At 60.6% G+C, this 13,080-nt stretch carries 7 protein-coding genes; 6 read left to right on the forward strand and 1 reads right to left on the reverse strand.

Features of this window, described 5'->3' with window-relative positions:
* Positions 1 to 2 precede the first annotated feature (2 nt).
* The 3 genes from PSH84_RS28320 (at position 3) to PSH84_RS28330 (ending at position 9,345) form a co-directional block, all read left to right on the forward strand.
* The gene (locus tag PSH84_RS28320) at positions 3 to 3,584 is read left to right on the forward strand and encodes a dermonecrotic toxin domain-containing protein (RefSeq protein WP_305482079.1); all 3,582 of its coding nucleotides are present in this window, start codon (positions 3 to 5) and stop codon (positions 3,582 to 3,584) included.
* A 73-nt stretch (positions 3,585 to 3,657) separates the two neighbouring features.
* The gene (locus PSH84_RS28325) at positions 3,658 to 4,620 is read left to right on the forward strand and encodes a hypothetical protein (RefSeq protein WP_305482081.1); all 963 of its coding nucleotides are present in this window, start codon (positions 3,658 to 3,660) and stop codon (positions 4,618 to 4,620) included.
* Positions 4,621 to 4,743: 123 nt separating this feature from the next.
* Positions 4,744 to 9,345 carry a dermonecrotic toxin domain-containing protein gene (locus PSH84_RS28330; protein ID WP_305468890.1) on the forward strand — a complete coding sequence of 1,534 codons (4,602 nt, stop codon included), beginning with the start codon at positions 4,744 to 4,746 and terminating at the stop codon, positions 9,343 to 9,345.
* Between the two features lie 43 nt (positions 9,346 to 9,388).
* Here PSH84_RS28330 and pdxR read toward each other — a convergent pair whose 3' ends face one another.
* The gene (gene pdxR, locus PSH84_RS28335; protein WP_305468891.1) at positions 9,389 to 10,936 is read right to left on the reverse strand and encodes a MocR-like pyridoxine biosynthesis transcription factor PdxR; all 1,548 of its coding nucleotides are present in this window, start codon (positions 10,934 to 10,936) and stop codon (positions 9,389 to 9,391) included.
* Positions 10,937 to 11,036: 100 nt separating this feature from the next.
* Between pdxR and PSH84_RS28340 the strand changes: the two genes are divergently transcribed.
* The 3 genes from PSH84_RS28340 to PSH84_RS28350 are packed head-to-tail and all read left to right on the forward strand — an operon-like array spanning position 11,037 to position 12,809.
* A complete protein-coding gene (locus tag PSH84_RS28340; protein WP_305468893.1) occupies positions 11,037 to 11,678 on the forward strand; it encodes an FMN-binding negative transcriptional regulator in 642 nt (213 codons plus the stop codon).
* A 2-nt stretch (positions 11,679 to 11,680) separates the two neighbouring features.
* Positions 11,681 to 12,127 carry a GNAT family N-acetyltransferase gene (locus PSH84_RS28345; protein ID WP_305468895.1) on the forward strand — a complete coding sequence of 149 codons (447 nt, stop codon included), beginning with the start codon at positions 11,681 to 11,683 and terminating at the stop codon, positions 12,125 to 12,127.
* 10 nt (positions 12,128 to 12,137) lie between these two features.
* The gene (locus tag PSH84_RS28350) at positions 12,138 to 12,809 is read left to right on the forward strand and encodes a GNAT family N-acetyltransferase (RefSeq protein WP_305468897.1); all 672 of its coding nucleotides are present in this window, start codon (positions 12,138 to 12,140) and stop codon (positions 12,807 to 12,809) included.
* Positions 12,810 to 13,080 lie beyond the last annotated feature (271 nt).

Genomic DNA, 13,080 nt, shown 5'->3' on the forward strand with positions numbered 1-13,080 from the left:
CGATGACACAAAGCTCTGCACCCACACGCCTCAAGCCCGCAATCAACCCCAAGGACGCCGTGCTCAACCGGTTGCTCGCCGGCCCCACCTACCCCGAGGTGGCCGCCATCCTCCTGCGGGACGGCCTCAAGAAGCTCTACCCCACGCTCAACCTCGACCCCCACACCACCGTGGTCGGCGAGCCGGCCTGGGACATCGTCGACGGCGAAATCGTCGAACGCCAGACCCGTTATGAGACCCTGAGCGACATGCTCGCCGGGCTGTTGATCGACAGCGGCCCGACGCTGCTGATCGAAGGGTTTCACTTTTTGACCCAACTCCCCCTCACGTCCCCCGATGTGCATTTGCCGGTGCGTATCGACCAGATCGGACGGCTGATCAACGAGCTGCAGCCGGCCATGCTGACGGCCTGCCAGGAACAGCAATTGGCCTATTGGAATGCCTCCGTGGGCGATGCCGGCCCGCGCTGGCATGAACTCTCCAGTGCATTGCGCACCGCCTGGGACGTCAAGCGGGTCAAGGGTTGGAGCGAGGCTGAATGCGCCATGGCCAGGCATTTGTTCCGTTATCCCGACCGGCAAGGCCGCCAGGACAATAACCTTTATGACGCCCATGCCTATCTGATCGACATCGACGGCATCGACGGCGATCAAGTGCAACGCATGGATGACAACACCATCGTGGTGCTGATCGGCAAGATCGACAACAAGGAAGTCATCCTCAAGTACTCGATCGTCAACAGCTATGAGAGGTTCGAGACCCAGCAGGCCTTGGGGCAGTCGCTCCCCGCCCACTTGGCCCCGGACAGCTACCGGAAAATCCAATGGCGGCTGTATGAGCCCGACGGCAATATTTTCGATTACAAGGCCTGCGGGATGATCGCCGAGCAGGTCAAGATCATCGGTGCTTCCAACGTCCCGGACATGTTGACGTTCCGCGAAAACAGCCAGGCCCCCGGCGTCGATGCCAATGACGACCTGGTGGAGGTCTGGTTTCAAAAACAGATGCCCCATTGGTTGCAGGCAGCATCGCCGTCCGACCAGGTCCTGTTTGCCCAGCACATGAAGAACCTGTCGATCTTGAGCCACGCCCACGCCGGCAAAACCTACCTGGACGATATTCCCGCCATCAAGGCCTTTGCGTTGAACGCACTGAAAACCCAGATGACCGCCGACCATGCCGATGCCGCGAAGCTCGATCTGGAAACCATCGAGATCGAGGTGCGCAGCCCGGTCATCTGGGGGAGCTTCGTGGTACCAGGCAGGGTCGACACGGCCCGGTTCAGCCTGGTGGAGCTGGCCTTGCAAAACCTGATCGCGCTGCCCCTGGGCAACAAAACCGTCAGGTCGCTGGACGACAGTGAATTACCCGAATGGATGACCGTCGCCTACCTCGAAAACCTCATCACCCAGGCCGATATCGGTCGCGTTTATCCTGAGCTGGTCAAGAGCAAGTTGCTCGACGATCCAACGGAGTCGGCCCGCCGCGAAAAACTCTACACCGACCAGTTGCGCATTCAGCTGCCGATGCTGGCGCTGGAAAGCAAAATCCGTGGCCAGGGTAACCTGGACGAAAAGGGCTACCGTTACGTCGCGGCCCTGATGGAGCCTGACGAAGCCGATCGCAAGGTGGACGGCAACCCTATCGTCCTGCGCCAACTGGCCTTCGTCCCGGAACTGCAACTGGGCAACTCGGAGGACGTGGTCACCAATATGTTCGTCATCGGGCCGCAGGATTCGAACGCCGGGCCCTGCCTGTTGTATCGACCGATGCTCGAACCGCAGTTGTGCCAATACCCGTCGTTCAGCAACCTGCTGTATGCAATCAGGCAAACGCCGGCCTTGCGCCAATCGGTGCTGGCCTGGTTGCCCGATGGGGTGCGTGACGATTACGGCCGCTATGTGTTCCCGGACCTGCTCCCCTCCCCCTGGAGCATCGTGGCGTTCGTGGCCGCGCCGTTGACGTCCTTGGCCAATAGCGGGCCCATCGGCTTGACCGACAAGACCCTGGGAACGGATTTTCTGCCGCTGTTGTTCAAGGCCAACGCCGAAGCCTTGGTCGAATTGGCCGATCGTGAATCGATCTCCAACCACGAGAGTCGCTGGCAGACCTTCAAGCGTGCCGGCTGGCTGATCCTGAACCTGGCCTTGCCATACCTGGGAACAGCCGTCGGCACCGCAACGTGGCTCTGGCAAATCCTCGACGAGATGGAACAGTTGACGCAGAGCCGCGAAGGGGCCGACAGCCAGGCCAAGTGGGAGACGTTCACCGACCTGCTGTTGAACATCGCTCTGGCGATCATTACCCACACCATCGACCGCGCCAGGGCCGCCCGACGTCCGCGCCGGCCAGAGGCACCGGAAGTAGTGGTGCACGAAAACCTGCCCAAGCCAAAACCTGAGTTCGTGATAGAGCAACGAGCACCGCTTGCCAGCACGACGTTGCCAACCGAACACTACGCGACCATTCGCTCCAGCGGCGCCTTGGTGGGCCGGTCGAGGGAGAGCGCCAAGCTGCTCGACAGCTTCAGCCTCGAAGCGCCCCAAGACCCAGGCCAGCGCCAGACCGAGGGCGCGCTCAAAGGGCTCTATGAGCAGGCCGGCGACTGGTACGCCAACCTGTCCGGCAAATGGTTCAAGGTGCTGGTGGAGGGCGAACAGGTGTCGATCATCGATGAGAAAGACCCTGCCCGCGCAGGCCCTCCCCTGATGGGTGATGCACAGGGCGAGTGGCACGTGGATACGCGTCTGCGTCTACGCGGCAGCGGGTCGCAAGGGATCAGGCAGAAAGTCATCGCCGCAGCGACACGTCGCCGAATCGAGCTGTTGCTGGAACTGAACCTGTTCGAGGCCAAGAAGCCGCAGCACCAGAAACTGCTGACCATGCAGGCGCAGGAAATGAACGAGGCGACGGGCGCGGCCAAGGAAACCAAGCGCGACACCTACGTCAACACCTTGAAAGCCCAGCGGGAAAACTACGAACAAGCCTTGAAGATCCTCTTGGAATGGCCGGTGTTCCAGTCCCGGCCCGACTACCCTCGCACCCGGCTCGGCTACCTGAACGCGCAGGTCAACTTCACCTTCGTGGAGATGGATGCGCTGAACGAACGCTTCACCCCGGTCATGGGCAAAGCCAAGGCCATGATCACCTCCGGGGTCAAGGTGCTGGAGCAAGCGCATATCGATACTGCCGAGAACATGATCCGCGTCGGTGACGACATGATCGAGCGCCTGGACTACATGGAGACCCGCTTCGCCGAGCTCAAGGAGGTGGGTCACGAAGGTTTCGAATTTGTCCGACGACACCGTAAAAAGATGCCGCTGTACACGAGTGACGACCTGCAACTGATCAAGATCGACATGTTTCGCCACCTCTGCCTGTCCCTTGAAAGTGTCGAGTCGATGCCCGAAGGCTGGGAGGCCATCAACCAGATCGTCGATAACGCCACGGTGGCGTTCCAAAGCCTGCGCGACGCGATCAATGAGCGCAGCGTGATCCGCTTGGACGAGCAGATCGACGCCTTCGGCAGCCTGATCGAACAGTTCACGGCTATCGACGAGCATCTCCAATACCCTGGCCAATGAATACAAGGGCAGCGCCCGCCCGATACAACTCACTCGATTGCGCACCGGGATTGGCCTGGTCAAAAAACGCACATTGCGCCATTTGGCCGCCGCCCTCGATGAACGAAGCAACCGGCGCATCGCGAGCTCGCCTTACGATCTGCGCCCAAGGCCCCGGAAAAAATTCATCCGGGCGCGCTTCTGGGGGCTCGTCAGTGGCGAACCGCGTTTATCCAAAACCCTGGAGGAAACCGATTGGGTCGACGTGAAGAATCCGTTTTCGGGCGAGATCATCGTCACGTTCCACCGCAAGGAAACCGGCGAATGGATTCCTCACGTCAAGCCCGACGCCACGCCGGCCGCCGTCCCGGCATTGGCCACCAGCATCATCAAGGGCACCGACCTGATCAACGGATTGACGGCGTTCAAGGCACAGATCGAGCAAACCGTAGAACAGACGCACCAAACGCCCGCCGGCATCGGGATGATCCTCAACGCCCATGCCGGCAGGATGGAAAAAGTCAGCGCGGCCATTCAAAAGGCCCTCGACCAGGCGCAAGGCGTCGAGTCCAACGAGACCGCTGAGCTTCCCGCCGTACAACGGCGCTCGGCCGAAGCCTTGCGCCTGCAATTGGAAAAGGAGGCGAGCGCGCTACACGTCCTGGGGTTTGAAACCGTACTGAACGTCATCAAGCGTCGCCCGCCGACCATGAGTAGCGTCATCTGGCTTAAAAGCCGCAACCAGATTTCCATTACCAAACAAAAGACCCGGCAACGGATCAAGACCCCGCCGTACGGCTACCTCGACCGGTATGAGATCAAGGACCTGAAAACCAATAAAACGCTGTGGTTCGCCGATTTCCGTTACTCGACCAACTGGGTGCCGGCCTATGCGTTTCTGTCCGGGCGCTTGAAAACCCTTGAGCAAATCGACCAGAAAGTCTCCCCGCTCGTCCCCACCAAGGCGTTCAACCAGCGTCAATTGATCGACCATTACCGCAGTGAAATTGCCGCGGACCAAGCCAAGGAGGTGTTCTTCCAGAAAAAACACGGGTGACCAGCACGCCGTACGGCTGCGTATACATAGTTACCACCTTCGCTGTCATGCCCCTCCCTAGCATGGAACCCCCGAAGCACTCGGTTTCGGGGATTCCACGTATCACCAGACAGGGAAAGCCAAATGACAGAAACCGTCACAACCACCATGAGTTTTACCTCCGAAGTCACCCTCAGGGAGGCGGTGCTCAATCAAATGCTTGCAGGGCCCACCTCCCCGGAGGTTGCCAGCCTGCTGCTGCGCAAAGCCCTCAAGAGAATGTACTCGACGCTGGACCTCGATCCACACAATACGGTGGTCGGCGAACCGAATTGGGACGTCGTCGACGGCAACATCGTGGAGCTTCCCACCCGCTATAAATCCCTCAGCGACCTGTTGGCCGAGCGTGTAGGCGAGAGCGAGTCGACCTTGCTGATCGAGGGGCTGCATTTTTTGACAAAGTTGCCCCTCACTTCTCCGCCGGTGCATCTGCCGGTGCGTATCACCCTGATCGGGCTGCTGATCAACGAACTGGTCCCCGCCATGACGTCCGCTTTCCAGGAACAACAACTGGTGTACTGGAACACGCCACTCGGCACGACCGGCCCTCGCTGGCATGAGCTCTCCAGCAACCTGCGCAAGATCTGGAACGTCAGCCAGGTCCCGGGCTGGACGGCGACTGAATGCGACATGGCCAGGCAGTTGTTCCTTTACCCGGACCTGCAGGACCGCAAGCGCCATGACCGCTATGACAGCCATGCCTATTTGATCGATATCGATGAAACGGACGGCGATACGGTCAGCCGCGTGAACGAAAACTCGATCGTGGTCTTGATCGGAAAGATCGACCGCAAAGAAGTCATTCTTACGTACTCGCTGCGCAACGGTTATGAAAAGTTCGCTTCACTAGAGGCGTTGGGTCAATCCTTGCCGACTCATCTGAACAGTGCCAACCGCACACAAATCCAGTGGCGGCTCTATGAACCCGACGGCAATGTTTTCGATCACAAGGCCTGCGGGTTGATCGCCATGCAGGTCAAAGTCATCGGCGATCCCGGGTTCCTGGAAGGCCTGATCGCCGACGAGAGCGAACAGGCGGACAACGACGGACCGAACAGGAATAACGAACCTGCCGAGGACTGGTTTCAGAAACAGATTCCCGGTTGGTTGCAAGCCGCGTCGACATCCGACCAGTTCCTGTTCGCCCAACACTTGAAGAACCTTTCGGCGCTGAGCAGCGCCCATGCCGGCAAGACCTACCTGGAGGGTATTCCCTCCATCAAGCAGTACGCGTTGAACAGGCTCAAGCAGCAGATGCTGTCGGACCATGCCGACGCCTCGACCCTCGAGCTGGAAAACATCGAGGTCCAGATACGCAGCCCGGTGGTCTGGGGAACGTTCGTGGTCCCCGGCAAAATCCAGACCACGCGGTTCAGCCTCGTTGAGCTGGCCTTGCAAAACCTGATTGCGCTGCCCCTGGGGGACAAAATAGTCAGGTCACTCAACGGCCATGCATTGCCCGAATGGATGACCGCCGATTACGTCGAAAGCCTCGTCACCCAAATCGACATCGGTCGCGTTTATCCCACCCTGATCAAGAACAAACTCCTCGACGATCCGGCCGAATCCACCCGCCGCGAAAGCCTCTACACCGCTCAGTTACGCATCCAGTTACCGCTGCTGGCGCTGGAGAGCAAAATCCGGGGCCTGGGGGACATCGATGAACGGGGTTACCGTTATGTCGCCGCGCTGATGGAGCCCAAGGCATCCGAGCGCCAGGTCGATGGGCAAACCATCGTCCTGCGCCAATTGGCGTTCGAATCCAAGCATGCACTGAGCACCTCGGCAGACGTCGTCACCAACATGTTCGTGATCGGCCCGAAAGAGCCGGATGCCGGCCCCTGCCTGCTTTATCGACCATTGCTTGAGCCGCAGCTGTGTCAGTACCCGGCGTTCAGCAACCTGATCTACGCCATCCGGCAAACCGCCTCCTTGCGCCAATCGGTACTGGCGTGGCTGCCCGATGGGGTACGTGACACTTACAGCCGGTTCGTTTTCCCCGGCGCCCTGCCTTCGCCTTGGGCCATTGCGGAGTTTGCGGCCGACCCTGTGTCGTCGTGGCTCAATAGCGCCCCCATCGGTTTGAGCGAGAAAACCCTGGGGGCTGATTTCCTGCCGCAGTTGTTCAAAGCCAACGCCGATGCCTTGGTCGAGCTGGCCGATCGGCAATCGGTGTCCAACAGCGAAAATCGGTGGGCCACCTTCAAACAGGCCGGCTGGTTGATTTTCAATCTGGCGCTGCCTTACCTGGGCAGCTCCGTGGGTACCGCGGCCTGGCTCTGGCAAATCCTGGACGACCTTGAAACGTTGACCCAGAGCGACGAAGCCTCCAACCGCCAAGCCACTTGGGAAGCCTTCATCGACCTGCTGCTGAACATGGCCATGGCGATCACGACTCACGCCATCGACCGCGCCAGGGAAAACGCGGACAGCCGTCGACCGGCGGCGCCAGCGGTCGTGCATGAATCGCAAAGCCCGACAAAACCTGAACTCGTGATCGAGCGGCTCGCCCCGTTAACGCAAAAGAAACCGTCACCTGAGCACTATGACGCCATCCGCGCTAGCGGTGCCTTGACAGACCAACCCGCAAAACGCGCCAAGCTGCTTGAATCCTTCAGCGTGAGCGAACCTGAAAACGCCGAACAGCCCATGATCGAAGGCGCGCTCAAAGGGCTCTACCAGCAGGGCGGGAACTGGTACGCAAAAATCGCCAGCCAGTGGTTCGACGTAACGGTGGAGGGCGAGCATGTGTCCATCGTCGATGCAAACGAGTCCACGCGCACCGGCCCTCCGCTGATCAATGATGCGGCAGGCGAATGGCGTGTCGACACTCGCCTGCGTTTGCGCGGCAGCGGGTCAAAAGGTGTCAGGCAGAAAGTCATCGCGGATGCGAAACGCCTCAGTAACCGACTGCTTGCCGAACTGAACCGGTTCGAGGAAAGGAAAACCCAGAACCAGAAGCTGCTGACCATGAACGCCAAGGAGATGAGCCAGGCATCGGGCGCTTCCAGGGAAGCCCGGCGCAACGTTTATTTGAGTACATTGAAAACCCAGCGGGAAAGCTATGAAGAAGCGTTGGAGATCCTGATTCAGTGGCCCGTCTTCCAATCGAGGCCCGACGCACCTCAAGCCAGGCTCGGTTACCTGAACGCGCAAATCAACTTCACGTTCGAAGAGATAGACACCTTACAGGAGCGATTCGCCCCGGCCCTGAAAACCGCCGTGGACATGACCACCTCGAACATCGAGCACGTGGAGCAAGAACACGTTGATGCCGCCGACAGCATGATCAGGATCGGTGACGACATGATCGAGCGCCTGGATTACATGGAGACGCGCTTCTCCAGGCTGAGGAAGGTCGGGCGCGAAGGCGTTGAACTGCTCCGGCAACACCGGGGGAGGATGCCGTCCTACACGAGCGATGCGATTCGGCTCATCCAGTTGGACATGTATCGCCACCTCTGCTTGTCACTGGAAAGCATCCCCGACATTCCCGAAGGCTGGGCCGACATGAACCAGCTTGTCGATAACACCACGATCGCATTTCAAAGCCTGCACGACGCCATCGATGAACGCAGCGTGATCCGCCTGGACGAGCAGATCGATACATTCGGCAGCCTGACGGAGCAGTTCACCGCCATCCAAGAACATCTCCAATACCTGGGCGAGGAATACAAGGACAGCGTCCGTTCAACCGAACTCAATCGACTGGGCAGGCAGGTCGGCAATCTTAAAAAACGGGCGTTGAATCAGTTGGCCCGCGCCCTCGATGAAAGAAGCAACCGGCGAAGCGAAGCCGGCCCTTATCGGGAACGCCCAAGGCCCAGGAAGAAATTCATCCGGGCGCGTTTTTGGGGCCTGGTCAGCGGGGAACCCCGTTTGACCAAGACCCTGGAAGAAACCGATTGGGTCGACGTCAAACACCCTCTCACGGATCGCATCATCGCCACCTTCCATCGCAAGGAAACCGGCGAGTGGCTGCCCCATGTGAATACCGATACGCCGTTGGCCGTCCCGGCGCTGGGCACCAGCATCACCAAGGGCAAGGCGCTGCTCGACGGATTGATGGCGTTCAAGGCGCAGGTCGAGCAATACACGAAGAAACCAGAGCGGTCGCCCACCGGTATCGGCCTGCTTCTGAACGCACACGCCAACCGAATGGAGAAAGTCGCCATCGCGATCACCAAGGGCCTGGACAATGCGTCGAACGAAACGGTGGGCATTTCGGCAGATCAACAACGTGTGGCGCAATCCACGCGCACGGCACTCAAGAAGGCATCGAAAACCCTTCACGACGAAAGCTTCGAAACCGTACTGAACGTCATCAAGCAGCGCCCGCCGACCATGAGCGACATCATCTGGCTTAAGAGCCGAAACCAGATTTCCATTACCAAGCAAAAAAATCGACAACGCATCAAAGTCCCTGTGCATGGCTATCTCGACCGATATGAGATCAAGGACCTGACCACCAATAAGACCCTCTGGTTTGCCGATTTCCATTACTCGAGAAACTGGGTGCCGCCTCATGCGTTCCTTTCCGCGCGTTTGAGAACGCCTGAGCAGGTCAGTCAAGGGATAAGCGTCGAGTCCACCCAAGCACTTAATCAGCGGCAACTGATGGAGCATTACCGCAGCGAAATTGCCGTGGATCAGGCCAAGGAAGTGTTTTTTTCAAAACAATCATGACGGTAAAAACCAGGGCATCCACAGATGTCCTGGTTCCGCGTCTTCAGATTTTCCAGGCAGTTGCCAGGTTCGCCAGCGCGACGGCTATCGCCGCTGGCGGGACCGCTGCGAACCCCAGCACCAAGCCGGCGCGTACCTGGGACGACGTTGTCGCCGGCAACCAGTAGCTACTCAAGCCATTGACTTCCACGCCTGCGCTGACCGCTTGGGCGATCAGCTCGTGCTCACGTTCAATGCTGTCCACCGGCACCGTGACATGGAGCCCGGCCACCACCGTGGGCATGGCGCCGACACCCGCAACGGCCTTCGGCCAGCCCGCCAGCAACGCGTCCCGCCGGGCCAGGGCTGCCCTGCGCATCCGCCGGATATGCCGCTGGAAATGCCCGGCGGCCATGAACTCGGCCATCACCGCCTGGGTGCTGACTTCGGAGTGGCGCACGTCCACGGCGCGGCGCCGGGCGAAGGCGTTGACCAGGCCTGGCGGCAGCACCAGGTAGCCCAGGCGCAAGGCCGGGAACGCCACTTTGCCGAACGTGCCGACGTAGAGCACCCGCCCCTGGCGATCCAGTGCCGCCAAGGGCGCCAGGGGCGCGCCGCTGTAGCGGTACTCGCCGTCGTAGTCGTCCTCGACGATCCAGCCGTCGTTGCGTTCGGCCCAGGCCAGCAGTTCCAGGCGCCGTGGCAGGCTCATGACGACCCCGGTCGGATACTGGTGGGACGGGGTGACGTAGGCCAGCCGACAGTGGCTCAACCCATCGAGCGCCGTGCAATCCAAACCATCGCCATCCACCGGCACGCCCCGGACATCGGCACCGGCAACGGCGAACGCATGCCCGGCCGCGCGATAGCCGGGATTTTCCACCGCCACGACGTCGCCCGGGTCCACCAGCAGCTGTGCACAAAGGCTGATGCCCTGCTGTGCGCCACTGGTGATCACAATTTGTTCAGCCGTGCAGTGCAGCCCCCGGGAGCTGCGTAAATAAGCGGCGATCAGCCCGCGCAAGCGCGCATCCCCTTGGGAATCGCCATAACACAGCTGTTGCAGGTCCGGCTTGCGCCAGAAAGCCGCATTCAGCTTGGCCCAGACGTCGAAAGGGAACAGATCGAAAGCCGGCACACCGACCCTGAATGCTCGCGGCGGGCCACTGGGCGGTTGGGGCAAATGGTGGTTTTCGACACGATTCAACACACCGCTGTGGATAACTTTACTGGATGGAATCACAGGCAAATCGAGCCAGTCTGTGGATAAGGCTGTGGGTAAGTCTGTTGAAAACCCTGTGGATACTTTTGTGGATATGTTTTTCAGCGGCAATGTTGTCGAGGACAGTTTCGCCACGTAAGTACCATCACCAACCCGCCCTTCGATGAAACCTTCGGCGTAGAGCTGGTCGTAGGCGCGCACCACGCTGTTGCGCGAGATCGACAAGGCCGCCGCCAGGTCGCGGCTGGCCGGCAGGCGCGTGCCGCTGGCCAGGCGTCCGTCCAGCACTCGGGCACGCAATGCCTGGTACAGCTGACGGCTGAGCCCCTGGCGGCGATCCAACTCGATGCCGGCGGGGTTGAATGACAGTGGCGGCACGGCGTTGTGCATGACAGTCCTCACGAATGGACCTATCGAATTGGCCGGAAGTGGCTCTTACAACAGACCAATAGCCTGCCTAGGATGCTCGCATTCGCCAAGGAAAATCGTCATGTACAACCCCAAAGCCTTTGCCGTCGACGACCTGCCCCAGTTGCACCAGATGATGGGCGATTGCCGCCTGGCTGTGTTGGTCACCCACGGTGAGCACGGTTTGCAGGCCAGCCATTTGCCGCTGTTGCTGGACACGCAACAGGGGCCGAACGGCAGCCTCTACGGGCACATGGCCCGGGCCAATCCACAATGGCGCGACCTGGAAGCCGGCGCCGAGGCCCTGGTGATATTCGCCGGTGCCGAGGCCTACGTCAGCCCGGCTTTCTACTCAAGCAAGGCTGAACACGGCAAGGTCGTGCCGACCTGGAATTACGTGGCCGTACACGCCTACGGCAGCGCCGAGGTGTTCAGCGACGCCCATCGCCTGCGCAACCTGGTCAGCGCCCTCACCGACCGCCACGAAAGCGCTCGCGCCCTCCCCTGGAAACTCGATGACGCACCGGCCGAGTACATCGACAGCATGCTCAAGGCCATCGTCGGCTTCGCCCTGCCCATCCAGCGCCTGGAAGGCAAGCGCAAGCTCAGCCAGAACCGCAGCCCCGAGGATGTCGCCGGGGTACGCAACGGCCTCGCCACCAGCCCCGATCCACAGGACCGGGCCCTCGCCCACCTGATGCCTGAACAATCGTCCAAGGAGTGAACATGAGCCAACTCGACATCCGCCGCGTCAGCGCCGACGATCACGCCGCCTGGCTGCCGTTGTGGCACGCCTACCTGCGCTTCTACAACACCGAACTGCCGGAGGCGGTCAGCCAAAGCACCTGGCAGCGCTTGCTCGATGAGCGTGAACCGACCCATGCTGCCCTGGCCTGGCAGGGCGACACGGCGGTGGGCCTGGTGCACTTTATCTACCACCGTTCGAACTGGAGCATCGAGAACTCCTGCTACCTGCAAGATTTGCTGGTGACGGAACAGCGCCGTGGCACCGGCGTAGGTCGCCAGCTCATCGAATTCGTCTACGCCACCGCCAAGACCGATGGCTGCTGCAAGGTGCACTGGTTGACCCACGAAACCAACGCCACGGCGATCCAGCTGTACGAGCGCATCGCCGAGCGCCCAGGCTACATTCAATTTCGCAAAGCCCTTTAAGGAGCGCCTTATGTCGACTTCACTCGCTGATTGGAAAGGTGTCCCGGCGCCGTCTGCGCAATTGCTCGAAGGGCGCTTCATCCGCCTGGAAAAACTCGACCCGGCGCGGCATGCCGATGGCCTGTGGCAAGCCCTCGAAGGCCCCGGCGCCGACCCGAAACTCTGGGATTACTTGCCCTATGGCCCGTTCAAGGATCGCGGCGCGTTCGATGCCTGGCTGAACAACCACGCCGCCAACACCGACCCGTATTTCTTCAGCGTGATCGACCGCGCCAGCGGCGAGGTGCAGGGCATTCTCAGCCTCATGTCCATAGTCCCGACCCAGGGCCGCATCGAGATTGGCCACGTGACCTTCGGCGCGCCGATGCAGCGCTCGCCGAAAAGCACCGAGGCGGTTTATCTGCTGGCCAAGGAGTCGTTCACCCTGGGTTATCGTCGCCTGGAGTGGAAATGCAACAACGCCAACGCCCGCTCCAAATACGCCGCCGAGCGGCTGGGGTTCACGTTCGAGGGCGTGTTCCGCCAACACATGGTGGTCAAGGGCCAGAACCGCGACACCGCCTGGTACTCGATGCTGGATTCGGAATGGCCCGCCATCGGCGCCGGGTTCGAGCGCTGGTTGAGCGACGAGAACCAGCGTGAGGACGGGCAAGTGCGTGGTTTGGTGGAGTGTCGATCCTAAGTCAACTGCCGACCACCTACCCTATGGCGGACTGTAATCCCCTCGCCACGGTTTTTGGCTGGAAACCCAATACCCGCCACACCACCACCCCTGTGGCGAGGGAGCTTGCTCCCGCTGGGGTGCGAAGCAGCCCTAAACCTACCGCCTCGGTGGCTCAGGTGATTGCGTTCAGCCTTTTTGGGGCTGCTGCGCAGCCCAGCGGGAGCAAGCTCCCTCGCCACGGTTTTTGGCTGGAAACCTAATCTCCGCTACACAACGCCCCTGTGGCGAG

This window comes from Pseudomonas beijingensis (assembly GCF_030687295.1).
In the GTDB taxonomy this organism is placed as follows: domain Bacteria; phylum Pseudomonadota; class Gammaproteobacteria; order Pseudomonadales; family Pseudomonadaceae; genus Aquipseudomonas; species Aquipseudomonas beijingensis.